Consider the following 26676-nt stretch of genomic DNA (forward strand, 5'->3'; position numbering starts at 1 on the left):
GTTTGGTTTATAGTTTGAACTCATCAGTTCACGATTTGGTCTTTGTGGTCTAGTCGAGCTGTTCAACCAAGAAGGGCGCCTCCATGCATCGCATTGCTGTCATCGGTTCGGGGATTGCGGGGCTGGCCGCAGCGAGCCGCCTGGCCGCGGCGCCGGGCGGGCCTGCCGTGACCTTGCTGGAGGCGGGCGGCCATTTCGGGGGGCACGCCAACACGGTGGACCTGACGCTGGGCGGCGTGAGCCAGGGTGTGGACACCGGCTTTCTGGTCTTCAACCACCGCACCTATCCGCTGCTGACGCGTTTGTTCGAGCAACTGCAGGTGCCCACGGCTGCCGCCGAGATGTCGTTTTCCGTGCAGGTGCCCCAGGCCGATGGCCGCGCGGGCCTGGAATGGAGCGGCAGTTCGCTGGGCGGCGTGTTCGCGCAGCGGGGCAATCTGCTGCGCCCGCGCTTTCTGAAGATGCTGGCCGAGATCCTGCGCTTCAACCGCCTGGCCACGCGCATCGCCCAGGAAGGCGATGAAGTGCGGCTGCGCAGCGCCATCGGCGATTTTCTGGACGACCACGGCTTTGGCACCGCCTTCCGTCAGGACTACCTGCTGCCCATGATGGGCTGCATCTGGTCCTGCCCCACCGACCAGATGCTGCGCTTTCCCGTGGCCACGCTGATCCGCTTTTGCCACAACCACGGCCTGATTCAGGTCACGGACCGGCCGCAGTGGCACACGGTGCGCGGCGGCTCGCGCCAGTACGTGCGGCGCATGGTGGCCGCGCTGCTGAAGGACGGCCGCCACGAGGCGCGCCTGAATGCGCCCGTGCTGGGCCTGCGCCGCGCCGCGCACGGCGCGCTGCTGCAGACGGCGAACGGCACGGAGCCGTTCGACGCCGTGGTGCTGGCCTGCCACAGCGACCAGGCCCTGCGCCTGCTCGGCAGCGATGCCACGCCACAGGAGCGCAGCGTGCTGGGCGCCATCCGCTACCAGCCCAACCAGGCCGTTCTGCACACCGATGCCAGCGTACTGCCGCGCAGGCAGGCGGCCTGGGCCGCCTGGAACTACGAACGCGCGGCCGACCCGGGGCGGGACCAGGCCGGCGTCTGCCTGCACTACCTGCTCAATCGCCTGCAGCCCCTGCCGTGGCAGCAGCCCGTGATGGTCTCGCTGAACCCGGTGCGCCCGATCGATGAAGGCCAGGTCCATGCGCGCATCGAGTACAGCCACCCGGTGTTCGACCTGGCGGCCATCGAGGCCCAGGGCCGCGTGGCCGACGTGCAGGGCCAGCGCCGGACCTGGTTCTGCGGCGCATGGTGCGGCTACGGCTTTCACGAAGACGGCTTGCGCTCGGGACTGGACGCGGCCGATGGCCTGCTGCGTGCCCTGCCGGCCTTGCCTGTGCTGCCCGCCAGCGCGGCCTTCGAGGGGGTTGCATGACGGCCCGCCCCCTCATCGGCTTCGGCCATGTCTGGCACCGCCGCCTGCGGCCTGTCGAGCATGCCTTCCGCTATCCCGGCTACTTTCTGATGCTGCCGCTGCGCAGCCTGCGCACGCAGCCGGACGCCGCGCTGCGGCGCAACCGGCTGGGCTGGCTGAGCTTTCATGACAGCGACCACGGCGAGGGCGGCTGCGACGCACTGGCCTGGTTCGAGCAGCTGCTGCACAGCGAAGGCATAGCCGACGCCGATGGCGAGGTCTGGCTGCACACCTTCCCCCGCGTGCTGGGCTACGTGTTCAAGCCCGTGAGCTTTTGGTATGCGCACCGCGCCGACGGCTCGCTGGCCGCCGTGCTGGCCGAGGTCAACAACACCTTTGGCGAGCGCCATGCCTATCTGCTGGCGGGGCCGGACCTGGACTGGGGCCGCGAGCAGGTGGCGCGCAAGCAATTCCATGTCTCGCCGTTTTGCGAGGTGCGCGGCGAGTACCGCTTCCGCTTCGAGCGTGGCGAAGACCGCACCCTGGCGCGCGTGGACCTGCACGACGAGGACGGCCCGCTGCTGCAGACCAGCGTGGGCGGCGTTCTGCACCCGCTCGACGGCGCCACCGTGCGCCGCGCCTTCTTCGGCACGCCCCTGATGACGCTGGGCGTGGTCGCCCGCATCCACTGGCATGCGCTGCGCCTTTGGGCCAAGCGCGTGCCTTTCCATGGCAAACCCTCCGAGCCCAAGCGCTTCGTCACACGATGAACACTACCGCCGCCCCCCTGCTGAGCCCCTCCGCGGCAGCGCCGCGCCGCACGCCTGCACGGGCGCGCCGTGTGCTGAACCTGCTCGAACGCCTGCCCCACGGGCAGCTGGACCTGGAGCAGCCCGATGGCCGCCTGCTGCACCTGCCCCGCCCCCCGTCGGGGGCTGCCGATGCGCATTGCGTGCTGCACGACTGGCAGGCGCTGGAGCGCACGCTCAAATCGGGCGACATCGGGCTGGCCGAAGGCTATATCGCCGGTGAGTGGGACAGCCCCGACCTGGCCGCCCTGCTGCGGCTGTGCATGGCCAACCGCGACCATGTGCAAAGCCTGGTCTATGGCAGCTGGTGGGGCCGGCTGGGCTACCGCCTGCGCCATCTGCTGCAACGCAATACGCGGGCCGGCAGTGCCAGGAACATCCATGCCCATTACGACCTGGGCAATGATTTCTACCGCCTGTGGCTGGACCCGGGCATGAGCTACAGCGCGGCCTGGTTCCAGGGCCGCACGGGCCAAGCGCTGCGCAACGCGGACCTCCAGGAGGCCCAGCAGGCCAAGCTCAGGCGCACGCTGGACGAAGTGCGGCTGCAGCCCGGCCAGCGCCTGCTGGAAATCGGCTGCGGCTGGGGCGGCCTGGCCGAGGCGGCGGCGCAGGAGTTCGGCGCCCGGGTCACGGGCGTGACCCTGTCGCGCGAGCAACTGGTCTGGGGGCAGCAGCGCATGCAGCAGGCGGGCCTGGCCGACGCGGTGGAGCTGCGCTACCAGGACTACCGCGACCTGCCCGCGCGCCATGCGGGCGAGCCCTTCGATGCCATCGTCTCCATCGAGATGTTCGAGGCCGTGGGCCGCGAGTACTGGCGCGGCTACTTCCAGACGCTGCGCGACTGCCTCAAGCCCGGAGGCCTGGCCTGCATACAGACCATCACGCTGCGAGAGGACCTGTTCGCGCGCTATCTGCGCTCCACCGACTTCATCCAGCAGTACATCTTCCCGGGCGGCCTGCTGCCCAGCATCCCCGCCTTCGAGCAGGAGGCGCGGCGCGCCGGCCTGGTGGTGGAAGGCCGCATGGCCTTTGGCCGCGACTATGCGGAGACGCTGCGGCGCTGGCGCCAGGCCTTCGATCACAACCTCGACGCCGTGCGTGCCCAGGGCTTTGACGAACGCTTCGTGCGCATCTGGACCTTCTACCTGGCGTATTGCGAGGCGGCCTTCGACACCGGCAACACCGATGTCGTCCAGTTCACGCTGCGCAAGCCCCTGCCATGACAGCCCCGCAACCTCACGCGCGCCGCGCCCCCCGCGCCCCCCGCCGCCAGGCCCTGGCCTGGGGCGCCGCCTGCGTCCTTGCCCCTTCATTGATCACCATGTCCAACGCCCTGCACGCCATCACCCCGACCGCCGAACTTCCGGCCGAACTGCGCAGCGCCCTGCCGTCTGCGCGCCTGATGGGCACGGCCGTGCTGCGCTTTTTCGGCCTGCGCGTCTATGAGGCGCGGCTGTGGGCCGCGCCCGGACTGCTGCCCGAGGACTACGCCCGCCACCCGTTTGCGCTGGAGCTGGTCTACGACCGCAAGCTCGAAGGCGCGGCCATTGCCGAGCGCTCCATCGCCGAAATGCGCAGGGTCGGCAGCTTCACCGAAGAGCAGGCCCGCCAATGGCTGGACCTGATGAAGCAGGCCTTTCCCGATGTGGTGGCCAAGGACCGGCTGCTGGGCCTGAACGACGGCCAGGGCGATGTGCGCTTTTTCCACAACGGCCGGCAGACGGCGCAACTGCGCGATGCCGACTATGCGCGCCTGTTCTTCGGCATCTGGCTGGCGCCGCAGACCTCGGCGCCTGCCATGCGCACCTCGCTGCTGGGCCAGGGCTGAACGCCAGCGGACCACGCCATGACCTCCGTCCCGGCCCCCGCTCCTGCCCCCGTGCTGCCCTGGCGCACAGGGCTGGCCTATGGCGGGCTGGCCGCGCCGCTGGCCTTTGTGTCCCTGCCCCTGTATGTGAACCTGCCCTACCACTACGCCAGCGTGGCCGGCGCGCCGCTGGCCGGTCTGGGCGCCGTGCTGCTGGCCACGCGGGCGCTCGATGCCGTGGTCGATCCGGCCATTGGCCGCCAGGCCGACAGGCTGCTGCGCGGCGGTGTGCGGCCGGCCTGGCGTGCGGCTGCGCTGGGCAGCCTGCTGATGGTGCTGGGTTTCGGGGCGCTGTGGCATCCGCCGCGCGGCTCCGAGTCCGCCATGCTGGGCTGGCTGGCCGGCAGCCTGCTGGTGTGCACGCTGGCCTACAGCTTCGTCACCATTCTCCACCAGGCCTGGGGCACCCGCTGGGGCGGGCAGCCCGCCTGGCGTGCCCGTGTGACGGCCTGGCGTGAGGGCGCCACGCTGGCGGGCGTGCTGCTGGCCAGCGTGCTGCCGGCCTTGATGGGCCTTGACGCCACCAGCGCCGTGCTGGCGCTGGGCCTGGCGCTGGGGCTGATGGGGCTGTACCGGCTCCGGGCGCCCGTGGCTCCTGTGCCCCATGTGTCCCATGTGTCCTCTGCGCCCCGCATGCCGCAAGCGGAGTCCCCGGCCTCGGCCGCCCTGGCCTCTTCCACTTCTCCGTGGGCGGATGCCGGATTTCGCCGGCTGCTGGCCATCTTCATGCTCAATGGCGTGGCCGCGGCCGTTCCCGCCACCTTGCTGCCCTTCTTTGTGGCCGACAGGCTGCAGGCGCCTGCACTGCAGCCCCTGCTGCTGCTGTGCTTCTTTGGCGCGGCGGCCCTGGGCCTGCCGCTGTGGGTGAAGGCCGTCTCGCGCTGGGGCCTGGCGCCCAGCTGGCGCGCGGGCATGCTGGCCAGCGTGCTGGCCTTCGGCTTCACGCCCTGGCTGGGCGCGGGCGATGCCATGGCCTTTGCCGTGATCTGCCTGGCCAGCGGGCTGGCCCTGGGCGCGGACCTGGCCTTGCCGGGCGCACTGCTCACGGGCGTGATCCACGAGTCCGGCCAGGGCGGCCGGGGCGAGGGCCGCTACCTGGGCTGGTGGACCTGCGCCACCAAGCTCAACCTGGCCCTGGCTGCGGGCCTGGCCCTGCCCCTGCTGTCCGCCGCGGGCTACCGCAGCGGCGGCACCGACCCGGCCGGGCTGCAGGCGCTGGCCTGGGCCTATGGCGGGCTGCCCTGCCTGCTCAAGCTGGCGGCGGCGCTGCTGCTTTGGCGCGCCGAGCGATTGCATTCTTCCTGGAGTCACACATGAGCCACATCACCCACTGCGCTTCGTTTTCGCCGCTGCGGCGCGTCTGCCTGGGGGCGGCCTTGGCACTGTCCCTGGCGGGCTGTGCCGGGCCTTCGGTCCAGGACTACGCCAAGGAGCAGCCGCAGCTGGACCTGCGCCAGTATTTCAACGGGCCGCTGACGGCGCATGGCATGTTCACGGACCGATCGGGCAAGGTGGTCAAGCGATTCACCGTGCGCATGACGGGCCGCTGGAATGGCGACGAGGGCTCCCTGGAGGAGCACTTCGTCTACAGCGACGGCAGCACGCAGGAGCGGGTCTGGCATATCCGCCACCTGGGCGACGGCCGCTACAGCGGCCGGGCCGACGACGTGGTGGGCGAGGCCCAGGGCCAGGGCGCGGGCAATGCCTTCCGCTGGAGCTATGTGCTGGCCCTGCCCGTGAATGGGCGGGTCTGGAACGTCCACATGGATGACTGGATGTACCTCATGGACGGGCGCACCCTGCTCAACCGCACGGCCATGAGCAAGCTCGGCGTGCACCTGGGCGATGTGACGCTGTCCTTTGTCAAGGAGTGATGGCCATGCCGCTGTTCTCGCGCGGGCTGAACCCGCTGCTGGCTGACTGGAAGGGACGCTCGGCATGGGTGGTGGGCGCCTCCTCGGGCATAGGGCGTGCCACGGCCGAGGCGCTGCACCGGCAGGGCGCCCGGGTGATCGTCTCCGCACGGCATGGCGGCGCGCTGCAGGACTTCGTGCGCGGCCGCGAGGGCTGCCTGGCCCTGCCGCTGGACGTGACCGATGCCGCCGCCGTGGATGCGGCCGCCCAGGCCGTGCTGTCCCATGCGGGCGGGGCGCCCGACCTGATCCTCTACTGCGCAGGCCACTACCGGCCCCTGCGCGCCACCGAGTTCGACCTGGCCGAGATGCAGCACCACCTGGCCGTGAACTATGGCGGCGTGCTGCACCTGCTCGATGCCGCGCTGCCCATGCTGCTCAAGGCTGGCCGGGGCCATCTGGCCCTGGTCGGCTCGGTGGCCGGCTACCGGGGACTGCCCATGTCCCTGGCCTACGGCCCCACCAAGGCGGCGCTCAACAACCTGGCGGAAAACCTCTATCTGGACCTGCATGGCCTGGGCCTGGGCGTGTCCATCATCAATCCCGGCTTTGTCGATACGCCGCTGACGGCGCAAAACAGCTTCAGCATGCCGGCTCTGATCGGCGCCGACGAGGCGGCCCGGCATATGCTGCAGGGCTGGGCGCAGGGGCGTTTCGAGATGAATTTCCCGCGCCGCTTCACGCGCTGGGTGCGCCTGCTGCGCTGCCTGCCCGACGCCTGGTATTTCTCTGCGGTCCGCCGCTTCACCGGAGCATGAAACCCATGAGCAGCGGCATATCCGATCCGCGACTGGCCCGCTTGGCCCAGGCCTACGAGGCCCTGCGCCGCGACAACCTGCCGGCGCTGCTGTCCCTGTATGTCGAGCAGGCCCTGTTCAAGGACCCGTTCAACGAGGTGCGCGGCCACGCTGCGATCGAGCGCGTGTTTGCCCACATGTTCGAGCAGCTCGACCGGCCCCGCTTTGCCGTCAGCCACGGCGCGGTGCAGGGCGACAGCGGCTTTTTGCTGTGGGAGCTGGGCTTTGTGCGGGCATCCGGCCAGACCATGCGCATCTGCGGCACCAGCTACCTGGAGTTCGATGCGCAGGGGCTGGTGGCAGTACACCGCGATTTCTGGGACCCGGTGGAGGAAATCTTCGCCAAGGTCCCCGTGCTGGGCGCCCTGGCCAGGGCGCTGCAGCACAAGCTCAGGGCGCCGCAGTAAGCAGCCGGGCCAACTGCGCCAGGGCGCCGTCCAGCGCGTCGAAACGCGGCGCACCCAGGCAGATGCGCAGCCCGCTGGCCTGCTCCTGCGGGTCCACCATGAGCGAGCCCGGATCGGTCAGCTTCAAGCCCAGCGCCGCTGCGGCCGATACCAGGCGGTCGGCGGCTTCGCGCTCCATGGGCAGCCATGCGTTGTAGGCCTCGGGGTGCAGCACCAGGCCGGAGCCACTCAGGTGTGAGGCGAGGTGTGATGCGGCCAGCCGGCAGCGCCGCTGTGCCTCATGGCGCAGGTCGGCCTGCAGGGAAGCGACCACGCCGTGCGACAGCCATTCATCGATCACGGCGCAGGAGAGGGCCGAAGGCGCCATGGACATCTCCTGCACAAGCTCCACAGCCGCGCCGCACAGCGAAGCGGGCAGCACCAGCATGCCCACCTGCAGCCCTGGGCCCAGCGACTTGGACAGCCCGTTCACATGCAGCGTGATTTCGGGCGCCAGCGTGGCCAGATGGGCCAAGGGTGCGTGATCGGGCAAGCAGGTGGCATACACGCCGTCTTCGATGATCCAGGCGCCTGCGCTGCGGCAGATGTCCACGATCGCCTGCCTGCGCTCCGCGCCCATGGTGGCCGTGGTCGGGTTGTGCAGCGTGGGGGTGAGGTAGACCACCTTGCCTTCGGCGGCGGGAATGCCCTCCAGCGCATCGGCCAGCGCCTGCGGCAGCAGGCCCTGAGTGTCGATGGCCAGGCCCTGCAGGGCCCAGCCCTTGCGCCGGGCCAGGGCAATGGCGCCGGGGTAGGTGATGCGCTCGGTCAGCAGCCGGCCCCGGGGCTGGCAGACCAGGTCAAGGGCCAGCGACAGCGCCTGGCGCGCGCTGCTGGTCAGCACCATGTGGTCGGGTTCCACGTTCAGGCCCAGCGTCTGCAGCCAGCGCGCGAGCACGCGGCGATGCTCCGGATGTCCGCCCGGCGGCGCGTAGGAATTGAAGTGATCGGCATCGATGCGGCGCGCAATGGCGGTCAGCGTGCGCGCCAGCATGCGTTCGCTGATGGCGGCCGGCGGCGCGTTGGAAGACAGGTCGATGTCCTCGCCAGCCTGCGCCTGCTGTGACGCCACGAAGGTGCCCCGGCCCTTGACGCTGCGTGTCAGCCCCCGGCGCTCCAGCAGCGCATAGGCCCTGGTCACCGAGCCCAGGCCGATCTGCAGCCTGTCGGCCAGGTCCCTGTGGGCGGGGAGGCGGTCGCCGCCGGCGAGCTGGCCTTCGACGATGTCGTCGGCCAGGGCGCGCGCCAGCCGCTCGGCGGCACTGGCTTCAATGCGCGCAAGACGGGGCGTCCAGGGGGAGGGCAGGAGCATGGTCGGGGCAAGGAAAAAATGAGTGTGCCGTGACACTATTTCATTTGTCGATAGTGTAACGTTCACTCCATGTTCAGCCACATCACCGTCGGCGCCCGTGATCTCGAGCGGGCCGGCCGCTTCTATGACGCGGTGCTTTTCCCGCTGGGACTGCAGCGCCGCGCCGTCCAGCCCGATGGCGGGCCGGCCGCGCTGTGCTGGGTGGCGCCGCCGGCGGCCTTGCCGCGCTTTTATGTCTACAGCCCCTTCAACGGCGAGCCGGCCACGGCGGGCAATGGCGCCATGGTGGCCTTTGTGGCCCCGTCGCCCGACGCGGTGGACGCGGCCCATGCCGCCGGCCTGGCCCGGGGCGGCAGCGACGAAGGCCCGCCCGGCCCGCGCCCGCATTACGGCGATGGCTACTACGGCGCCTACCTGCGCGATCCCGACGGCAACAAGGTCCATGTGGTGCATCGCGCCGATGTGCGGCCGTAGCGCAGATCGGGCCCGCCGCCCGTTTCCCTTTCTTTTCCTTTCCATGCAACAAGGACCGTCTTCATGAGCATTGCCGTTCATATGGTCGACGTTTTCGCCAGCGGCCCGCTGTCCGGCAATCCGCTGGCCGTGATCACCGGTGGGCAGGCGCTGACCACCGCACAGATGCAGCAGCTGACACGCTGGTTCAACCTCTCCGAAACCGCGTTCCTGCTGCCTCCCACGCAGGCGCAGGCCGACTACCGCGTGAGGATTTTCACGCTGGACCGGGAGATGCCTTTTGCCGGCCATCCCACGCTGGGCAGCTGCCATGCCTGGCTGTCCCAGCGCGGTGCGCCCAAGAACGCAGGCCACATCGTCCAGGAGTGCGGGGCGGGACTGGTGCAGATACGGCAGGAGCATGGGCGGCTGGCATTCGCCGCGCCGCCCATGCTGCGCTTTGGCGCGCCCACCGCCGATGAGCTGGATGCCGCGCTGCGCATGCTGGGCATCACTGCCGAAGAGGTGCAGGCCGCCTCGTGGATAGACAACGGTCCCGGCTGGCTGGGCATCCGCCTGGCCTCGGCCGAGCAGGTGCTGGCGCTGAACCCGGCCCGGCAGTGGCCCACGCGCATGGACGTGGGCGTGGTGGGACCCTATGCCAGCGGTGCCAGCGGTGCCAGCGGTGCCAGCGGTGCCAGCCCTGCCGCCTGCGAGGTGCGCGCCTTCTTCTCCGATCACCAGGGCGCCATCGTCGAAGACCCCGTCACCGGCAGCCTCAACGCCTCGCTGGCGCAGTGGCTGTTTGCGACGGGGGTGATGGACAGCGACTACGTTGCCGCCCAGGGCCGCTGTCTGGGCCGTGACGGCCGCATCTTCCTGACCCGTGACGGCACGGGCCAGGTCTGGGTGGGCGGCACTGCGCGGACCCATGTCGAAGGCGCACTGAGCGGCCTTTGATCCACACCGAAAGAAACCACGAATGACAGCGATACAAGAGAGCCCGCGCGCTCCCGTCTCATCGGCCAGGGCCAACCTGAAAATGCTGGTGCGCTACAAGGCCTGGGCCAACGGCCTGACCTTCAAGAGCGTGATGGAGCTGCCCGAAGGCGAGGCCCTGAAGCAGCGGCCCACGAGCTTCGGCAACATGGTGCGCACGCTGAACCACGTCCTTGTGGTGGAGGACATCTTCAGGCACCACCTGCAGGGCCGCAAACATGGCTACACCATGCGCAACACCGACCACACGCCCACGCTGCCGGCGCTGTGGGAATCGGTGCAGGAAATGGACCGCTGGTATGTGGAGTTCGTCGACGCATGCCCGGACGAAGACCTGGCGAAGGTCGTGCACTTCGAGTTCGTGGGCGGCGGGCAGGGCGCCATGACGCGCGAGCAGATCGTGCTGCACGTGGTGAACCACGGCAGCTACCACCGTGGCTTTGTCAGCGACATGATGTACCAGGTGCCCTTCGTGCCGCCGGCCAACGACCTGCCGGTGTTCCTCAGGGACTGCTACCGCGTGGACGAGACGGCCTGCGGTTGAGGCAGGGCCAGGGCCTGCTGCTGCGCCAGGGCGCTCTGGAGCACGGGTAGCTCAGGTGGCGCGTCGCCGGGCAGGGTCCATCCCTGGCGCAGCGCACCGGCAAAACCGTCGGCCACGCGCGAGTAGGCGCGGCCGCTGGTCATCACCCGGGGCCGGGCCGACCAGGCGATGCGGGCGCCGCCGGCCGCCAGGCGGTCCACCAGGTCCTGGTCCTCGCCGCAGGTGCGTGCATCGAACCCGCCGGCCTGGCGGTAGTGCCAGGCTGAGATGCCCAGGTTGGCGCCGTGCACGTGGCGGTGGCCGTCGCGGTCCGTGTAGGTGGTCTCGAAGTGCCGCCGCGCCGTGTCCGCCTGGACGCCGTGGGCCGACCAGTCGGCCACTTGCACCGTGCCGCAGACCACGTCGGACTGAAGCGCCAGCTGGTCGGCCAGCCAACTCTGGGAGACCGTGGTGTCGGCATCCGTGAAGGCCAGCCAGCGGGCGCCCAGCAGCAGCAGGTACTCCGACCCCAGGGCCCGCGCCTTGCCCACGTTGCGCGCGGCAATGGACAAGGGGATGGCGGGCCAGCGGCGCACGGCCGATTCGGTGGCGTCCTGGCAGCTGTCCAGCACCACTACGACGGCCACGGTCTCGCCTTGCAGGCCGGCGTGGGCCGCCGCGCAAAACACGCTGTCCAGGCAGCGGCCTATGAGGTCTTCCTCGTCATGGGCTGGGATGCACACGCCGATCATCTGTCCGTCCTTTCAGGGGTTTTCTGCCAGATGTCCAGCTGGAAATCCGGCTCGCTGTGGCTCAGCAGCAAGTGCAGCTGCGCATGGGCCGACACGCTGTCATGCAGGGTGCGAGTGGTCTGCAGGTGATCGTGCGCCCCATGCCGCCAGTGGCACATGAGCCAGTGGCCGCCGCCCTGCAGCGAGGCCAGGCACTGGCGGTTGAAATGCGCCAGTGCCGCGTCGTCGAAGTAGTAGGCGAGCTCCGAGACCACGATGAGATCGAAGCCTTGCTGCGGCATCTGTGGCACCTGGGGCACCTGTGGCCATTGCCAGGGCAGGGGCAGGGCCTGCAGGTCCAGGCGGGCGCGGTCCTGCGGCGCAATCCGCTGGCGGCACAGCTGCACGGCACTGTCCGAGAAATCGACGGCGCACAGCCGCTCGCAGCGCTGCAGCAGGCGCTGCGTGGCCTCGCCATTGCCGCAGCCGGGCTCGAAGCCGTAGGCATAGCGCTCGCGCGGCAGGGCGGCCAGCAGCAGGTCGCGCTTGCGCCGCTCGTACCAGCGCGATGCGACCTGCCAGGGGTCGGGGTCGGCCTGGTACATCTGCTCGAAGTGCTGCCTGGCGCCGTTCATAGAAACACCACTTCAAACGGACGCAGCAGGCGCTGCGTGGCCCAGGACGGCAGGACGGCGTCGCGGCCCGTGGACGGGTCTGGCAGCAGCTGGCTGCGAAAGCACGACAGGGCCTTGCGCTTGAGCGCCAGTTCCTGCGGTGCCAGCGCAATGGCGGCGGCGCGGTGCCAGGGCACGCGCGCGTCGCCGGGCTCGGCCCAGTGCCAGGCCCAGATCGGCAGCTCGAAGAGCCGGCAGCCCGTGTGCCGGGCCGCCGTGGCGCAGGCTTGGCCGGTAGCCTCGTGGTCCGGGTGACCGTCTTCGCGCCAGGTGCACAGCAGCGCGTCCGAAGGCCGCAGCAAGGCCTGCAGCTGCAGCAGCAGCTGCGCTGCGTGGTCGGCGATATGGCCGTCGGGCAGGCCCAGGCGGACCACCTGCGCTGCCGGGGCGAGCAGGGCCAGCGCCTGGTTGCTCTCCTGCACGCGTGCACAGGCCAGCCGCTGCGGCGGCCACAGCGTGGAGCCGGGATGGCTGGCGCCGCCATCGGTCACGGAAATGACGAGGCAGGGCAGGCCCTGCTGCGCGCAGCGGCGCAGCAGGCTGGCGCAGCCCAGGATTTCGTCATCGGGGTGCGGTGCCACGATGACGATGCGGCTGCGGCCCTGCAGCAGCTCGTCCAGCGCCAGCGGCACGGGCTGGCGCTGTGCGAACCAGGCCTGCCAGCGCGACTCGGGCGTGCCCTGGCCTTCGATCAGGCGGGGCTTCACAGCGTCCATGCGGAGGCTCCTGCACCTTGTGCCGGTGCCTGCGTCATTTCGGCCAGCAGGCGGCCCAGCGCGGCCTGGTCGCGCTCGGCATGGCTTTGGCGGATGAAGACGGGCAGGTCGGCCATCAGCTGCGCCAGACCCCTGTTCTTGCACAGCGGGCCCGGTCCGATGGCGCGCGGCACGCGCCGCAGCACCTCTTCGGCGGCGGCTTCCACGGCCAGGCGGGCGCGGCTCACGGCCAGCAGGCAGGGGTCCGATGGCGTGGCATCGATGCAGGCCGCAGCGTCGCGCAGCAGGCCGGCCGCGCTGGCCAGGGCCACGTCCAGCGCGCCCAGGTGGGCCTGGCGGTGCGGGTCCTCGCCTTGACTGACGGCCTGCTGCAGATGGCTGGCGATGCGCGCTGCCGCGCCATGCCAGCAGGCCGCAACGCCTGCGCCGCCATGGTGAAAGCCGGGGCGGCTCAGGTACTGGCCCGGGGCCCCGACCAGCACGCCGGTGGCGCCGTCGAAGTGCACATCGGCGCTGGCGCTGGCGGCCATGCCCACGGCCTGCCAGTGGCTGTCGTCCCTGCGGATGCCGGGCTGGTCCATGGTGACGGCGATCAGGCAGCGCTGGCCGTCTGCCAGCCAGCCGCTGACCAGGGCGCGGTCCACGGCGCGTGCGCCAGAGCACCAGGGCTTGTGGCCGGACAGGCGAACCGCCGAGCCTGCCTGCAGCGTCGTGCGTTGAGTGGCGTCGGGAGATGCCGCCGTGGCCTGCACGCGCTCGCCCGGCGGCTCGGCGCACCAGACGGCCCAGCGCAGTCCTTCGGTGGCCAGGTCGGCCTGCAGTTCGGACAGGATGGCCAGGGCGTCGGTATGGCCTTCATAGAGCTTGGCCAGGCCCAGGCTGTGGGCGGCCACTTCGGCCAGTGCTCGCCAGCGCTGCAGCGTGTGGCCATGGCCCGGCAGCGGCAGGCGGTCGGCGCCCTGCGCTACCAGCAGGGCCAATTGGTCCGCCGGCGACAGGTCCGCATGGCCGCGCAAGGCCTGGGCCAGCGTGTCGCTGCATGTCCACGCATTGGCGTGCTCGTCGTTGTGCTGGGCCATCACCGCTCACCTTCCTTTTTCGTGCCTTGCGCAGCCTGGAAAATGGGGGGAGACGCCAGGCGATGCCATGGTGCCGGGAGGATGAACGCGGCGCCGCAGGAGCAGGAAGGCATTACCTGTCGGAGACCACCGACCGGCAGGCGTCCCGCTCCGCGCCGTCGGCAGGGCGGGCGGCCAGTTCCAGGCGCAGCGGCGCCTGCTCCTGCCTGATCGAGGGAACGCGGATGCCGAAGCCTTCCCTTTCCCTGTGCTCCAGCGGCCTGGCCTCTTTCAAGGCAGACAGAAAGGCCTTGCGCCACCAGTGCACGTCCTGCTCGGCAATGCGCTGCAGCAGCCGCTGGTGCCGCTGGCGCCTTTCCTGCAGCGGCATCTGCAGGGCCTGCTGCACCACGGCGGCCGTGCCGTGCACGTCGTAGGGATTGACCAGCAGCGCCTCCTGCAGCTGCTCGGCAGCGCCGGCAAAGCGCGACAGCACCAGCACGCCCGGGTCGGCCGGGTCCTGGGCCGCCACGTATTCCTTGGCCACGAGGTTCATGCCATCGCGCAGCGGGGTGACCAGGCCCACGGCCGCCGCGCGGCACAGGCCCGGAATGCCATCGCGCGGCAGGGTCTGGTGGATGTAGCGCACGGGCATCCAGTCCAGCTCGCCGTAGTCGCCGTTGATGGCGCCGCACAGCGATTCGAGTTCATGCCGTATGTCGGCATACGCGTCCAGGCCCTCGCGCGTGGGCGAGCCGATCTGGATCAGCGTGGCGCGGCGGCGCTGCTCGGGATGGCGGGCCAGCAGCTCCCGGAAGGCGCGCAGGCGCTGCGGCAGGCCCTTGGAGTAGTCCAGCCGGTCTATGCCCAGCAGCAGGCGGCGCTGGGCGTATTCGTGCTTCATGCGCTCGTGCATGTCCCGCGAGGCGCCGCCCTGTGCAAGCGCCATGAAACCATCCACATCGATGCCTATGGGGAATTCGCGGCAGACCAGGCGCTGGCCATGGGCGCGGAATGCGCCGTCGCCCAGGGCCTGGCCGCCCGCCTCCTCGCAGACATAGCGCTCGAGGTGCTGCACGTCCTGGCGGGTCTGCAGGCCCACGAGGTCATAGGCGAACAGGCAGCGCATCAGCCATGCATGCTCGGGAATGGCCGCCAGCAGGGTCGGCGGGGGCAATGGGATGTGCAGGAAAAAGCCGATGCGCTGCCGGCAGCCCAGGGCGCGCAGCTCGGCCGCCAGCGGGATCAGGTGGTAGTCATGCACCCAGAGGATGTCGTCCTCCGCCAGCAGGGGCAGCAGCCGGCGCGCAAGCAGCTGGTTCACGCGGCGGTAGCCGGCCGCAAGGCCCGTGTCGAAGTTCGCCAGGTCCAGCCGGCCATGGAAGACGGGCCACAGCACGCCGTTGCTGTAGCCCGCGTAGTAGCTGTCGTGGTCCGCGCGGTCCAGGTCCACCGTGGCCAGCGTGACCTTGCCTGCCTGGGTGCGGTGCACATGCCCGGCAGGGGAGGCGGCTTGGCCATCGGTGACCGTGCCGCTCCAGCCGAACCACAGGCCGCCGGTCTGCCGCAACGCATCGCCCATGGCCACGGCCAGGCCGCCTGCGGCTGCCTTGCCCGGGTCGGCCACGCGGTTGGAGATCACCACCAGCCGGCTCATGGCAGGGCCTCCGCGCAGGTCTGCGCCGCCAGGTGCATGCATGCGCACTGCAGCCAGGCGTGGACGGCCTGCGGGCTGTCCAGCCGGTGGCGGGCCCCGCTTGCGCCTTCGCCCACCTTGATCGCCATGCCGCCGTGCGCCTGCACCACGTCAAAGCCGCTCTCGTCCGTGACATCGTCACCGGCAAACACGGGGGTGCGGCCGGCGAACGGCTCTTCGCGCAGAAAGGCCGCAATGGCGTGGCCCTTGTCCACGCCCGCGGGCCTGACCTCCAGCACGCATTTGCCGTGCAGCAGCTCCAGACCGGGCAGGTGCCGCAGTGCGCGGCTCAACGTATCCAGGCAGAGCGCCGCCAATTCTGGCGCGCGCCGGTAGTGCAGTGCGACCGAGGAGCGCTTGCGCTCCACCAGCAGGAAGGGATGATCGGCCGCCAAGGCATTGCACAACTGCAGCACGGTCTCTGGCATGGCCAATGGCTGCGGGTGCAGGCGGCCTACGGCATCCCGCCGCTGCAGGCCATGCTCGCAGGCGGCGGGCAGATGCAGAGGCGCCAGAAAGTGGTCCAGCACCTCGACCTGCCGCCCCGTGACGATGGCCAGCGCGCCCCCCAGCATGCCTTGCAGCCTGGCCAGCATGGGGATCAGGGCGGGGTCTGGCGCAATGGCGTCCGGTGTCTCGGCCAGCGGCACAAGCGTGCCGTCGAAGTCGAGGAACAGGGCGAATCTGCGGGCGGGGAGTGGGGGTGTTTCCATGGAAAGACCACGGTACCGAGTGCCTGGTTCATCGACCGTCAGCCGACGGCTTGTGCGCGGATCGGCCATGCGCCAGCACCGGGCCATAGGGAGGGAGGCGGCCTGCATGGCGCGTTCAGCGCTCGGCCTTGATGGAGCCGCGGATGTTGGTGATGGCCAGGCAGGCCTGCAGCGTCACCAGTGCCCAGGCGCCGGAGGACCATCCCCACAGTGCCCACAGCACATTGCTGAGCATCAGGATCCAGAAGCCCACATTGCGCCGCCCGGCGGAACGCGAGCCCACCCACCATGCGCCGATGAGGGAGGCCGCAAAGGCAGGCCACTGGAGCCAATCTGGAATGTCGGGAATGTCGGGAATGTCGGGCATGGGGTTCTACCTGGATGGAGGGCAGGCAGGCCGCCTCAGTTGCCGGGCCGTGCCGGGTCGTCCTCGTCGATGGAGTGGCATTCCTTGCAGGCTCCGCTTTCGCGCGCGCGGGCGGCCAGGTTGACGTAGAAGGCCGCCACTTGCTGCAGCTGCTCCTCGTCCAGCGCTTCGATGCCGATCATGCGGTTGCTGGCAATCTTGTTGGCTGCCAGCAGTTCGTTGAGCTTCAGGTGCAATCAAGGCTGCTTGCGCACCATCTTCTTGCGCCGCTCGGCATCCAGTCCCGGCGTCTGCCGCATGTCGGTATCCACCTGGCCGGAAACAATGTCGTCATGGGCCTGTCGCATCACCGGGTCGGGCGCATCGCTGGTGGCGTCCAGGCTCTGGTCGCGCTCGTGCGGAAGGCGCAGGCCTTGTTCGGATGCGTCGGCTGCATCGGATTCACCGGGCGCATGCGGCGCCTTGCCCACCTGGCCGGGCAGCTTGGTCTGGCCATCGCCCGACGGCTTCGCCTGTGTGGGTGCAGAGGACTTGGATGCGGATGGGGTCTTGTCTTTCATGGCGTCTTCCTTTCGTTCGCGGGCCTGCGCAGGCGGCGCTTGGGCCATGGTCTCTTCGCCCGTGCGCAGCCGCCGTGGGACCACGCCGAAAGCGCAGGAACGAAAAGATGCCTCGCGCATGAACGCCGTTCTCAGGCACGTCGTTTGCCCTGTGGGAGACGCCCCACGCCGGCGGGCGCCCATGACCCGCTGCCTGGGCCTTGCGCGCTGCCTAGACTGGAAGTCCGGCCCTGCAGCGATGGGGCCCGGCACCCTAGACAAGGAGCGCGATATGAGCAGCGACAGACAGGAGCCCGGCAAGGGCAAGGTGGAGAACGATCACAACCGCCAGGGCGCGAAGCCGCCCACGCAAAGGAACGAAGGCCAGCGAACGCCCGAAAGCCGCCATGACCGCGAGGCCCATGTCGGCAGCGGCAACCAGGCCCAGACGCGCCAGAACAAGGGCGGCGGCCCAGGCGGCGACCGCGGCGCTGGATGAATTGCCGGTTCCTCGCGACAAGGGCACCCTCGGGTGCCCTTTTTCATGGCGTGCAAGGGTGCGTCACCGCCCGTTCTTGCGGTCGCTGGGGCCATTGCGGTCGGACAGGATTTCGGCGGGCGGCCTGAGGCTGCCGCTGTCCGCGCCCTCGGCCTGCCAGGTGCCGCCTTCGCGCTGCGTGTTGCCGCGCGGGTGGCCCATGTCGGTTCCATCGTCGAAGTTCAGCGGGCCGTCCTGTGGCATGTCGTCGAAACGGTGCGCCGAGGCCTCGGCGATGGAATCGGCCACATCCTTTTCCGCGCTCAGGTGATCGTTGATGTCCTTGCCTTCGGGCAGGTCGGCGCTGGCGTCTTCGCTGCGGTCGATCTGGGGAGTGTCGCTGCCGGTGGCAGCCGTGTTGTTCGGGGTGCGCATGGTGATCTCCAAGGGGGTCCGGCCACCGTGGCCGGGTCATGGATCAAGCCTGCCTGCGCGGGCTTGCAGCGGGGGTGGGCACAGCACTTTCCTGGAGGTAGGAGCGTGCCGATGCGCTCGGATGCAGTCCGATGCGGGAGAGTCGGCAGGCACGCCGATTGCCCTGTGTTTGCCCTGTGCCGGGGTGCGAAAAATGGCCACAGGGGACTGGCGCGATGTCCGCAAGGGCAGGGCGCTGCGTTCCTACGGCACATGGCCGCAAGCGCGCACGCCGGACGGCTGCTGCAGCCATCAGCATAGGAATCACTTTCAACTGCCAAGGAGCACATTCCATGACGCAATCGAACCCCGCAAACCGTGACCCGCTGTCCGACGCACCCGGCGCGCACCCGGTGGGCACCGGCATAGGCGCAGCAGGCGGCGCCGTCACCGGCGCTGCATTCGGCGCAATGGGTGGCCCCATCGGCGCTGCCGTGGGCGGCGTGGCCGGTGCCGTGGTCGGCGGGCTGGCCGGCAAGGGTGCGGCCGAGGCCGTGAACCCCACGGTTGAAGATGCCTACTGGCGCGATGCCTACCAGAGCGAGCCCTATTACGTGGCTGGCCGCAGCTACGAGGAATATCGCCCCGCCTACGAGCTGGGCTGGAACGCTGCCTCCGCACGCCGCGATGCCGACTTCGATGCCTTCGACGCCGAGTGGGAGCGCGAATGGACCACGCGCCGTGGCGCCAGCCATCTGGACTGGGACCAGGCCCGGCCCGCAGCCCGCGCCGCCTGGGCGCGCGCAGGCAGCCGTGATGTCCGTGACGAGACGGGCACCATCGTCGCCCCCGCCTATACGGGCGATATCGACAACGACGATGTGGTGGACGTGCTCAACGACCTGCTTGAATCCTGCCGCGATGGCGAGTACGGCTTCCGCACCTCCTCCGAGAACGCCGACTCGCCCGACCTCAAGGCCCTGTTCATGCGCCATTCCACCGAGTGCGGTGTTGCCGCGCGGGAGCTGGAAGCGGAAATCCGCAGGCTCGGCGGAGAGCCGGCATCGGGCGGCACGGTGGCCGGCGCGCTGCACCGGGGCTGGGTGTCCGTGAAGACGGCCCTGACCTCGCAGGACGACAAGGCGGTGCTGGAGGAATGCGAGCGCGGCGAGGACTCCGCCCTCGCCCAGTACCGCAAGGCGCTCAAGCAACCGCTGCCACCGGCCGTGCGCGTGGTGGTGGAGCGCCAGGCCCAGGGTGCCCAGCGCAACCACGATGAAGTGCGCGACCTGCGCGACCGTTACCGCAGCGCAGCCTGACCGCGCATCCCGCGCACCGCGCGGGCCACGGAATCGTCAGCCGCCCACGCCATAGGGTGCAAAGCGGCTGGCGTTCTCATCCACATGCAGCGCCTTTCCCACATAGGGAAAGGCGCGCTGCGTGCACTGGTCGCGCTCGCAGACCTTGCAGCCCATGCCGATGGGCGTGGCCGATTCCGGATCGCCCAGGTCCAGCCCCTTGGCATAGACCAGGCGCGCGGCATGGCGTATGTCGCAGCCCAGTCCGATGGAGAAGGTCTTGCGCGGCGAACCATAGCCGCCCTGCCCATGCGAGACCGAGCGTGCAATCCACAGGTAGCGCCGCCCGTCGGGCATGCTGGCCAGCTGGCGCAGCACCTGGTCGGGCTGGCCGAAGGCCTCGTACACCGTCCACAGCGGGCAGGTGCCGCCCGTGCGGCTGAAGTGGAAATGCGTGGCCGACTGGCGCTTGGAGATATTGCCCGCGCGGTCCACGCGCACGAAGAAGAACGGCACGCCCGGTGCGCCGGGCCGCTGCAGCGTGCTCAGACGGTGGCAGACGGTTTCAAAGCCCACGCCAAAGCGCTGGCCCAGCAGGTCGATGTCGTATCGCAGCTGCTCGGCCGCCTCCAGGAACAGATCGTAGGGCAGCAGCAGCGCGCCCGCAAAGTAGTTGGCCAGGCCCACGCGGGCCAGCTTGCGTGAGGCCGGGTCGCCCTGGAAGGCGGCGGTGGCGATCAGCCGGTCCAGCGTGTCGCCCATCTCCAGCAAGGCCAGCTGCGTGCCCAGCTGGAAGGCCTGCTGCGCAGGCTCCAGCGCCGAGGACAGCCACAGCGAGCGCGTGGCCGGGTCGAAGCGGCGCTGGCTTTGCCGGGAGTCTTCCGAGCGATGCACCTGAACACCGTGGCGCTGCTGCAGCCGCTGGACCAGCCAGTCCGCCAGATGGCCCGGGTCCGCGCGCGCCTCGCCGGCCAGGGCCTGGGCCGCGCGGTCCACTTCATCGAAATAGTTCTGGTGCGCAAAGAAGAAATCGCGCACGGCCTCGAACGGCATGGTGCGCGCCACCGGCATGTCCGAGCGGTCATCGCCCAGCCTGAGCGACATGCTCTCGATGCGCTCCAGGGCTTCCAGATGGCGGCGGTGCAGCGCCATCACCGCACGCCCCAGCGCCGGCATCTGCGCGGCGACTTCCTGCAGCTCGGGCAGGGCAATGGATTCGGGCGCCTCGGCAAGGGCCTCGCGCAGGCCGGCGACCAGGCGCGCTTCCTCGTCCTCCGAGAACTGCTGGATATCGACGCCCAGCGCACGGTTGAGTTTGAGCAGCACCGACACCGTCAGCGGCCGCTGGTTCTGCTCCAGCTGGTTCAGGTAGCTGGGCGACAGGCCCAGCGCGTGGGCCAGGGCGATCTGGGACAGGCCGTGCTCCGCGCGCAGTTTGCGCAGCTTGACGCCCATGAATGTCTTCTTCATGCCTGTTTCCTCGGGTAGCTGTTATTCGCAGAATTCGCAATATCGTGGGTTTCGTTTCGCAAGAATTCGCCTTTTCAGCCCTATGGCTGAGCCGCTATTTTGCGTAGATTGCGAAGCATGACAACACCTGCTGGAACCGCCGAGCTGCGCGAACTGGTATTGCCCGCGCTGGCCAACCACCACGGCACGCTGTTCGCAGGCCAGGGCCTGCAGCTCATGGCCAAGGCCGCCTTTCTGGCAGCGCGCAGCCTGGCGCAGCGCGAGGTGGTGATGGCCGCCGTCACCGGCGTGGACTTCCTGGCGCCCGTGCCCGTGGGCCACGAGATCGTCCTGCGCGGCTGGGTCAGCCGCGTGGGGCGCAGCTCCATGACGGTCTGCGTCACCGCGTCGGCCCAGGCGCCGGGCATTGCCTGCGAGGACGTGCTCAAGGGCCTGTTCGAGATGGTGGCTGTCGACCACAACGGCCTTCCTGCCGCCATTGCCCATTCCTATCTGAACCAGGAGACCCTTCCATGAATACCACGATCATCGACGCGCCATCTGCGTCCGCATTCAAGCCCAAGAAGTCCGTGGCCCTGTCGGGCGTGACCGCCGGCAACACGGCGCTGTGCACCGTGGGCCGCTCGGGCAACGACCTGCACTATCGCGGCTACGACATCCTGGACATTGCCGAGGTCTGCGAGTTCGAGGAAATCGCCCATCTGCTGGTGCACGGCAAGCTGCCCACGCGCCCCGAACTGCAGGCCTACAAGACCAAATTGCAGGCGCTGCGCGGCCTGCCGGCCAGCGTCAGGCAGGCGCTGGAGCAGCTGCCTGCCGGCGCCCACCCCATGGACGTGATGCGCACCGGCGTCTCGGCCCTGGGCTGCGTGCTGCCCGAAAAGGACGACCACAACCTGGCGGGTGCCCGCGACATCGCCGACCGGCTCATGGCCAGCCTGGGCTCCATGCTGCTGTACTGGTACCACTGGAGCAATTCGGGCCGGCGCATCGAGGTGGAGACCGATGACGACTCCATCGGCGGCCACTTCCTGCACCTGCTGCACGGCCACCGGCCGTCCGAAGGCTGGGTGCGCGCCATGCACACCTCGCTCAACCTCTATGCAGAGCATGAGTTCAACGCCTCCACCTTCACGGCGCGCGTGATCGCGGGCACGGGCAGCGATATGTATTCGTCCATCGCGGGCGCCATCGGTGCGCTGCGCGGCCCCAAGCATGGCGGCGCCAACGAGGTGGCCTTCGAGATCCAGAAGCGCTACGACACCCCCGACGAGGCCGAGGCCGACATCCGCCGCCGCGTCGATGCCAAGGAGGTGGTGATCGGCTTCGGCCACCCGGTCTACACCGTCAGCGACCCGCGCAACGTGGTCATCAAGGGCGTGGCCAAGCGCCTGTCCGACGAGGCCGGAACCACCCGCATGTACGACATTGCCGACCGGCTGGAATCGGTGATGTGGGAGGTCAAGAAGATGTTCCCCAACCTGGACTGGTTCAGTGCCGTCAGCTACCACATGATGGGCGTGCCCACGGCCATGTTCACGCCGCTGTTCGTGATCGCGCGCACCAGCGGCTGGGCCGCGCACGTGATCGAGCAGCGCCAGGACAACAAGATCATCCGCCCCAGCGCCAACTACACGGGGCCGGATGACCAGAAGTTCGTGCCCCTCGATGCGCGCGCCTGAGCCGCCGCTGTCCTGAACCTGGCGGGCGGGCTGCAGGCCTGCCCGCATTGCATCCGCCCCATGAACAACGACCACAAGAAACCCCTGCCCGGCACCACGGTGCACTACATCGATGCGCGCGCCGCCGTCGATGCGCTCTCGCCCGGCGCCTGGGCACGCCTGCCCTACACCGCCCGCGTCCACGCCGAGAACCTTGTGCGCCGCGCCGATCCCGCGCAACTCGACGGCTACCTGCTGCAGCTCATCGAGCGCCGCCGCGACATCGACTTTCCCTGGTACCCCGTGCGCGTGGTCTGCCACGACATCCTGGGCCAGACGGCCCTGGTGGATCTGGCCGGCCTGCGCGACGCCATCGCGGCCGAAGGCGGCGACCCGGCCCAGGTCAACCCCGTCGTGCCCGTGCAGCTCATCGTGGACCACTCGCTGGCCGTGGAGTGCGGCGGCTTCGATCCCGATGCCTTCGTGAAGAACCGCGCTATCGAGGACCGCCGCAACGAGGACCGCTTCCACTTCATCGAGTGGACAAAAAAAGCCTTTGCCAACGTGGATGTGATCCCCGCAGGGAACGGGATCATGCACCAGATCAATCTGGAAAAAATGTCCCCCGTGGTCACCGTGCAGGATGGCCTGGCCTTCCCCGATACCTGCGTGGGCACCGACAGTCACACGCCCCATGTGGACGCGCTGGGCGTGATCGCCGTGGGCGTGGGCGGCCTGGAGGCCGAGAACGTCATGCTGGGCCGCGCCTGCTGGATGCGCCTGCCCGAGATCGTGGGCGTGCGCCTCACGGGCCGGCGCCAGGGCGGCATCACCGCCACCGACATCGTGCTGGCCCTGACCGAATTCCTGCGCCAGCAAAAAGTTGTCGGCGCCTATGTGGAATTCTTTGGCGAGGGCGCCGACAGCCTGAGCATCGGCGACCGAGCCACCATCTCCAACATGTGCCCCGAGTACGGCGCCACGGCGGCCATGTTCTCCATTGATGACCAGACGCTGGCCTACCTGCGCCTGACCGGCCGCGACGAGGCCCAGGTGCGCCTGGTCGAAGCCTATGCGCGCACCGCGGGTTTCTGGAGCGACACCCTGGCCGGGGTGGAGTACGAGCGCGTGCTGCAGTTCGACCTGTCCACCGTGGTGCGCAACATGGCCGGCCCCTCGAATCCGCACCGGCGCCTGCCCACCTCGGCCCTGGTCGAGCGCGGCATTGCCGATGCGGCAAAACTGCAGGCCGCCCGCGCCCAGGAGCGCCAGGGCCTGATGCCCGATGGGGCCGTCATCATCGCGGCCATCACCAGCTGCACCAACACCAGCAACCCGCGCAACGTCATCGCCGCAGCGCTGCTGGCGCGCAATGCCAACCGCCTGGGTCTCAGGCGCAAGCCCTGGGTCAAATCCTCGCTGGCGCCGGGCTCCAAGGCCGTGGAGCTGTATCTGAAGGAGGCCGGGCTGCTCACCGAGCTGGAGCAGCTGGGCTTTGGCATCGTCGCCTTTGCCTGCACCACCTGCAACGGCATGAGCGGCGCACTGGACCCCAGGATCCAGCAGGAAATCATCGAGCGCGACCTCTACGCCACGGCCGTGCTCTCGGGCAACCGCAACTTCGACGGGCGCATCCATCCCCAGGCCAAACAGGCCTTCCTGGCCTCGCCGCCGCTGGTCGTGGCCTATGCGCTGGCGGGCACGGTGCGCTTTGACATCGAGCAGGACGTGCTGGGCGTGGTGGACGGGCGCGAGATCCGCCTCAAGGACCTGTGGCCCGCCGACGAAGAGATCGACGCCATCGTTGAACAAGCGGTCAAACCTGCGCAATTCCGCGCCGTCTACGAACCCATGTTCGCCATCCGCAAGGACGATGGCGACAAAGCCTCGCCCCAGTACGACTGGCGCCCCCAGTCCACCTACATCCGCCGCCCGCCGTACTGGGACACCGAAGGCGTGGGCGCGCTGGCGGCCTTCCCGCGCACGCTGCGCAACATGCGGCCGCTGGCGCTGCTGCCCGACAACATCACCACCGACCACCTGTCGCCCTCCAACGCCATCCTGGCCGACAGCGCCGCGGGCGAATACCTGGCGCGCATGGGCCTGCCCGAGGAAGACTTCAACTCCTACGCCACCCACCGCGGCGACCACCTGACGGCCATGCGCGCCACCTTCGCCAACCCGCAGCTGGTCAATGAAATGGCCGTCATCGACGGCGTGCAGCACAAGGGCTCGCTGGCGCGCATCGAGCCCGAAGGGCGCGTGGTGCGCATGTGGGAGGCCATGGAAACCTACCTGAACCGCCGCCAGCCGCTGATCATCATCGCGGGCGCCGACTACGGCCAGGGCAGCTCACGCGACTGGGCCGCAAAGGGCGTGCGACTGGCGGGCGTGGAGGCGGTGGTGGCCGAAGGCTTCGAGCGCATCCACCGCACCAACCTCATCGGCATGGGCGTGCTGCCGCTGCAGTTCCTGCCGGGCACCGACCGCAGGACCCTGGGGCTGGACGGAACGGAGGTCTATGGCGTGGAAGGAGAGCGCACGCCGGGCACCCAACTCACGCTGGTGGTCGAGCGCCGCAACGGCCAGACGCTGCGCGTGCCGGTGATCTGCCGGCTGGACACGGCCGAGGAGGTATCGGTGTACGAGGCGGGCGGCGTGCTGCAGCGGTTTGCGCAGGACTTCCTGGCGCAGGCTCAGGCAGCCTGAGCAGGGGGCGTGCCAGCGGCCAGCGGCTGGCGCGCCAGCTCGATGAAGGCCTGCAGATAGTCGGTCTGCAGGTCCGCAACGCGCGCGCCCAGGAAGATCTGCTTGGCAATGCCCTTGGCGCCCAGGCGCACGGGCACCACGTCCAGCTTGCCCGCGTACTCCTGCACCAGCCAGCGCGGCAGGGCCGCCACGCCCCGGCCGCTGGCGACCATCTGCATCATGATGTCCGTGGTCTCTATGGCCTTCTGGCGGCGCGGCGTGATGCCTGCCGGCATGAGGAACTGGTTGTAGATGTCCAGCCGGTCCATGGGAACGGGATAGGTGATCAGCACCTCGGGCGCGAGCTGGGCGGCCTCCACGAAATCGGCCCCTGCCAGCGCATGCGCGCTGGAGACCACCAGCACCTGCTCGTAGTCGAACACAGGCACGAACTCCAGGCCCGTCTTGAACAGCGGATCGGGCGTGACCAGCAGGTCGATCTCGTAGCCGAACAGCGCGCCGATACCGCCGAACTGGAATTTCTGCTTCACATCCACATCCACATCGGGCCAGCTCGCCAGATAGGGCGCGACGATCTTGAGCAGCCATTGGTAGCAGGGATGGCACTCCATGCCGATGCGCAGCGCGCCGCGCTCGCCCTGGGCGAACTGGCGCAGCCGCTCCTCGGCCAGGTCCAGCTGGGGCAGCACGCGCTGGGCCACGGCCAGCAGGTACTGGCCGGCCTGCGTCAGGCGCAGGCTGCGGCCCTCGCGCAGCCAGATGTCCGTGCCCAGCTGCTGCTCCAGCTTCTTCATGCTGTGGCTCAGCGCCGACTGCGTCACGCACAGCACGCCGGCCGCCGCCGTCAGCGAGCCCTGTTTTTCGACTTCACGGACGATGGCGAGGTGGGTGCGTTCGAGCATATTGGTGAGAAAAATTCATGGATTTTTGAACTAGAAAAATTTTAGTTCATTGATGCGAATCCATTCCATGGCTGCCTTCATCGATTGAAAGCAGTGCATGACCATCATTCATCACCTCGGTTTCCCCCGTCGGCGCCCGGCGTGCTACGCGGCCGGTGCGCCGGGCTGCAGGGCGCCGTGCAGGAAGGCCTGCTCCATCACGGCTGCCACGCTGGCCCGCGCAACACGGCCGCGCCGTTCCGCATCCAGCAGGCCCACGGCCATGGAAAGCCACAGCTCGGTCATCGCCGCTGCCGTGATGTCGATGCGGAACACGCCGGCCTGCTGGCCGCGCAGGAAAAAGGCATCCATGGCCGCCACCCATTCGCTCTCTATCTGGCCGACCACCGAGATGTCGGAGCGCCAGAAATACATCAGGAACAGCAGCAGCGTCTGGTGGTCCTGGCAGTGGGCGGTGAGGCGGCGCAGCGCCTCCAGCGGCGCGTGGCGCTCCAGCTCGGCCGCGTGCATGGCGCGCGACAGGGTGTCGGCCGCATGCCCGATGAGCCGGTCGATGAGCTGGTCGCGCGTGGGGCAGAAGCGGTAGAGCGTGGCCTTGCTGATGCCGATGGCGCGTGCCAGCTCCTGCAGATTGGCCTTGGGATCGTCCAGCAGCGCCAGTGCCAGTGCGCCCAGCAGCTTGCCTTCGTCCTCTTGCTTGGTGCTCGTCATCGCTTGTC

At 69.4% G+C, this 26676-nt stretch carries 30 protein-coding genes; 16 read left to right on the top strand and 14 right to left on the bottom strand.

The window, feature by feature from the left end:
• The first annotated feature begins 83 nt into the window (after window positions 1-83).
• The 8 genes from LGR64_RS00540 to LGR64_RS00575 are packed head-to-tail and all read left to right on the top strand — an operon-like array spanning window position 84 to window position 7205.
• Window positions 84-1430, top strand: a complete 1347-nt coding sequence (locus LGR64_RS00540) for an NAD(P)/FAD-dependent oxidoreductase (RefSeq protein ID WP_230354812.1) — start codon at window positions 84-86, stop codon at window positions 1428-1430.
• Entirely contained in the window at window positions 1427-2179 is a 753-nt protein-coding gene (locus LGR64_RS00545; RefSeq protein WP_013800469.1) for a DUF1365 domain-containing protein, read from the top strand. The genes LGR64_RS00540 and LGR64_RS00545 overlap by 4 nt, the downstream gene beginning before the upstream one ends.
• A complete protein-coding gene (locus tag LGR64_RS00550) occupies window positions 2176-3444 on the top strand; it encodes an SAM-dependent methyltransferase (RefSeq protein ID WP_230354813.1) in 1269 nt (422 codons plus the stop codon). Before LGR64_RS00545 ends, LGR64_RS00550 begins: the two co-directional genes overlap by 4 nt.
• Entirely contained in the window at window positions 3441-4049 is a 609-nt protein-coding gene (locus tag LGR64_RS00555) for a hypothetical protein (RefSeq protein ID WP_141835729.1), read from the top strand. Before LGR64_RS00550 ends, LGR64_RS00555 begins: the two co-directional genes overlap by 4 nt.
• Before the next feature lie 18 nt (window positions 4050-4067).
• Complete coding sequence (locus LGR64_RS00560) at window positions 4068-5405, top strand: MFS transporter (RefSeq protein ID WP_230354814.1); 1338 nt, start codon at window positions 4068-4070, stop codon at window positions 5403-5405.
• The gene (locus LGR64_RS00565) at window positions 5402-5962 is read left to right on the top strand and encodes a DUF3833 domain-containing protein (protein ID WP_230354815.1); all 561 of its coding nucleotides are present in this window, start codon (window positions 5402-5404) and stop codon (window positions 5960-5962) included. Before LGR64_RS00560 ends, LGR64_RS00565 begins: the two co-directional genes overlap by 4 nt.
• A 5-nt stretch (window positions 5963-5967) precedes the next feature.
• Complete coding sequence (locus tag LGR64_RS00570; RefSeq protein ID WP_096916793.1) at window positions 5968-6759, top strand: SDR family NAD(P)-dependent oxidoreductase; 792 nt, start codon at window positions 5968-5970, stop codon at window positions 6757-6759.
• Between the two features lie 5 nt (window positions 6760-6764).
• Window positions 6765-7205: a nuclear transport factor 2 family protein gene (locus LGR64_RS00575; RefSeq protein WP_230354816.1), complete on the top strand. Its 441-nt coding sequence runs from the start codon at window positions 6765-6767 to the stop codon at window positions 7203-7205.
• On the opposite strand, the gene LGR64_RS00580 is transcribed toward LGR64_RS00575, so the two are convergent.
• Window positions 7189-8556 (bottom strand): aminotransferase-like domain-containing protein, encoded by a 1368-nt coding sequence (locus LGR64_RS00580; protein ID WP_230354817.1) that lies wholly within the window; start codon window positions 8554-8556, stop codon window positions 7189-7191. The two genes, LGR64_RS00575 and LGR64_RS00580, sit on opposite strands and share 17 nt — an antisense overlap.
• A gap of 69 nt (window positions 8557-8625) precedes the next feature.
• On the opposite strand from LGR64_RS00580, the gene LGR64_RS00585 reads away from it, so the two are divergent.
• The 3 genes from LGR64_RS00585 to LGR64_RS00595 all read left to right on the top strand — a co-directional run bounded on the left by LGR64_RS00585 (window position 8626) and on the right by LGR64_RS00595 (window position 10552).
• Complete coding sequence (locus tag LGR64_RS00585) at window positions 8626-9030, top strand: VOC family protein (RefSeq protein ID WP_012207674.1); 405 nt, start codon at window positions 8626-8628, stop codon at window positions 9028-9030.
• A 63-nt stretch (window positions 9031-9093) separates the two neighbouring features.
• Entirely contained in the window at window positions 9094-9969 is an 876-nt protein-coding gene (locus LGR64_RS00590; RefSeq protein WP_230354818.1) for a PhzF family phenazine biosynthesis protein, read from the top strand.
• Between the two features lie 22 nt (window positions 9970-9991).
• Window positions 9992-10552, top strand: coding sequence for a DinB family protein (locus LGR64_RS00595; RefSeq protein WP_230354819.1), 561 nt, complete (start codon window positions 9992-9994; stop codon window positions 10550-10552).
• On the opposite strand, the gene LGR64_RS00600 is transcribed toward LGR64_RS00595, so the two are convergent.
• The 9 genes from LGR64_RS00600 to LGR64_RS00640 all read right to left on the bottom strand — a co-directional run bounded on the left by LGR64_RS00600 (window position 10522) and on the right by LGR64_RS00640 (window position 17046).
• Entirely contained in the window at window positions 10522-11283 is a 762-nt protein-coding gene (locus LGR64_RS00600) for a glycosyltransferase (protein ID WP_230354820.1), read from the bottom strand. The two genes, LGR64_RS00595 and LGR64_RS00600, sit on opposite strands and share 31 nt — an antisense overlap.
• Window positions 11280-11897: a class I SAM-dependent methyltransferase gene (locus LGR64_RS00605; RefSeq protein ID WP_230354821.1), complete on the bottom strand. Its 618-nt coding sequence runs from the start codon at window positions 11895-11897 to the stop codon at window positions 11280-11282. Before LGR64_RS00605 ends, LGR64_RS00600 begins: the two co-directional genes overlap by 4 nt.
• Complete coding sequence (locus LGR64_RS00610) at window positions 11894-12652, bottom strand: PIG-L deacetylase family protein (protein ID WP_230354822.1); 759 nt, start codon at window positions 12650-12652, stop codon at window positions 11894-11896. Before LGR64_RS00610 ends, LGR64_RS00605 begins: the two co-directional genes overlap by 4 nt.
• Window positions 12640-13731, bottom strand: coding sequence for an acyl-CoA dehydrogenase family protein (locus LGR64_RS00615; protein ID WP_230354823.1), 1092 nt, complete (start codon window positions 13729-13731; stop codon window positions 12640-12642). Before LGR64_RS00615 ends, LGR64_RS00610 begins: the two co-directional genes overlap by 13 nt.
• 112 nt (window positions 13732-13843) lie before the next feature.
• Window positions 13844-15367 (bottom strand): alpha,alpha-trehalose-phosphate synthase (UDP-forming), encoded by a 1524-nt coding sequence (locus LGR64_RS00620; RefSeq protein WP_230354824.1) that lies wholly within the window; start codon window positions 15365-15367, stop codon window positions 13844-13846.
• Window positions 15364-16119: a trehalose-phosphatase gene (gene otsB, locus LGR64_RS00625; RefSeq protein WP_230354825.1), complete on the bottom strand. Its 756-nt coding sequence runs from the start codon at window positions 16117-16119 to the stop codon at window positions 15364-15366. Before otsB ends, LGR64_RS00620 begins: the two co-directional genes overlap by 4 nt.
• A gap of 115 nt (window positions 16120-16234) precedes the next feature.
• On the bottom strand, window positions 16235-16468 hold the full coding sequence (locus tag LGR64_RS00630; RefSeq protein ID WP_013800488.1) for a hypothetical protein: 234 nt from the start codon (window positions 16466-16468) through the stop codon (window positions 16235-16237).
• 53 nt (window positions 16469-16521) lie between these two features.
• Complete coding sequence (locus LGR64_RS00635) at window positions 16522-16722, bottom strand: low affinity iron permease family protein (RefSeq protein ID WP_230354826.1); 201 nt, start codon at window positions 16720-16722, stop codon at window positions 16522-16524.
• Window positions 16723-17046, bottom strand: coding sequence for a hypothetical protein (locus tag LGR64_RS00640; RefSeq protein WP_013800490.1), 324 nt, complete (start codon window positions 17044-17046; stop codon window positions 16723-16725).
• A 271-nt stretch (window positions 17047-17317) separates the two neighbouring features.
• On the opposite strand from LGR64_RS00640, the gene LGR64_RS00645 reads away from it, so the two are divergent.
• Entirely contained in the window at window positions 17318-17524 is a 207-nt protein-coding gene (locus LGR64_RS00645) for a hypothetical protein (protein ID WP_013800491.1), read from the top strand.
• A 63-nt stretch (window positions 17525-17587) separates the two neighbouring features.
• Here the strand turns inward: LGR64_RS00645 and LGR64_RS00650 are convergent, their stop codons facing one another.
• Window positions 17588-17938 (bottom strand): serine/threonine protein kinase, encoded by a 351-nt coding sequence (locus LGR64_RS00650; protein WP_230354827.1) that lies wholly within the window; start codon window positions 17936-17938, stop codon window positions 17588-17590.
• A gap of 332 nt (window positions 17939-18270) precedes the next feature.
• Here LGR64_RS00650 and LGR64_RS00655 point away from each other — a divergent pair, with 332 nt between their 5' ends.
• Window positions 18271-19236 carry a ferritin-like domain-containing protein gene (locus LGR64_RS00655; protein WP_230354828.1) on the top strand — a complete coding sequence of 322 codons (966 nt, stop codon included), beginning with the start codon at window positions 18271-18273 and terminating at the stop codon, window positions 19234-19236.
• Window positions 19237-19272: 36 nt separating this feature from the next.
• Here the strand turns inward: LGR64_RS00655 and LGR64_RS00660 are convergent, their stop codons facing one another.
• Window positions 19273-20685 carry a short-chain fatty acyl-CoA regulator family protein gene (locus tag LGR64_RS00660; protein WP_230354829.1) on the bottom strand — a complete coding sequence of 471 codons (1413 nt, stop codon included), beginning with the start codon at window positions 20683-20685 and terminating at the stop codon, window positions 19273-19275.
• A gap of 117 nt (window positions 20686-20802) precedes the next feature.
• Here LGR64_RS00660 and LGR64_RS00665 point away from each other — a divergent pair, with 117 nt between their 5' ends.
• Genes LGR64_RS00665 through acnD form a run of 3 tightly spaced genes read left to right on the top strand, consistent with a single transcriptional unit; the run spans window position 20803 to window position 25055 of the window.
• Entirely contained in the window at window positions 20803-21201 is a 399-nt protein-coding gene (locus LGR64_RS00665) for an acyl-CoA thioesterase (RefSeq protein ID WP_043821632.1), read from the top strand.
• The gene (prpC, locus tag LGR64_RS00670; RefSeq protein WP_230354830.1) at window positions 21198-22367 is read left to right on the top strand and encodes a bifunctional 2-methylcitrate synthase/citrate synthase; all 1170 of its coding nucleotides are present in this window, start codon (window positions 21198-21200) and stop codon (window positions 22365-22367) included. The genes LGR64_RS00665 and prpC overlap by 4 nt, the downstream gene beginning before the upstream one ends.
• Before the next feature lie 60 nt (window positions 22368-22427).
• Window positions 22428-25055, top strand: coding sequence for a Fe/S-dependent 2-methylisocitrate dehydratase AcnD (gene acnD / locus LGR64_RS00675; RefSeq protein WP_141835696.1), 2628 nt, complete (start codon window positions 22428-22430; stop codon window positions 25053-25055).
• Here acnD and LGR64_RS00680 read toward each other — a convergent pair.
• Together LGR64_RS00680 and LGR64_RS00685 are read right to left on the bottom strand one after the other, a co-directional pair.
• Window positions 25043-25957: a LysR family transcriptional regulator gene (locus LGR64_RS00680; RefSeq protein WP_141835693.1), complete on the bottom strand. Its 915-nt coding sequence runs from the start codon at window positions 25955-25957 to the stop codon at window positions 25043-25045. The genes acnD and LGR64_RS00680 overlap by 13 nt on opposite strands.
• A gap of 144 nt (window positions 25958-26101) precedes the next feature.
• Complete coding sequence (locus LGR64_RS00685) at window positions 26102-26668, bottom strand: TetR/AcrR family transcriptional regulator (protein WP_013800498.1); 567 nt, start codon at window positions 26666-26668, stop codon at window positions 26102-26104.
• Between the last annotated feature and the right edge of the window lie 8 nt (window positions 26669-26676).

It is taken from the genome of Delftia sp. Lp-1 (assembly GCF_020523835.1).
Taxonomy (GTDB): domain Bacteria; phylum Pseudomonadota; class Gammaproteobacteria; order Burkholderiales; family Burkholderiaceae_C; genus Comamonas; species Comamonas acidovorans.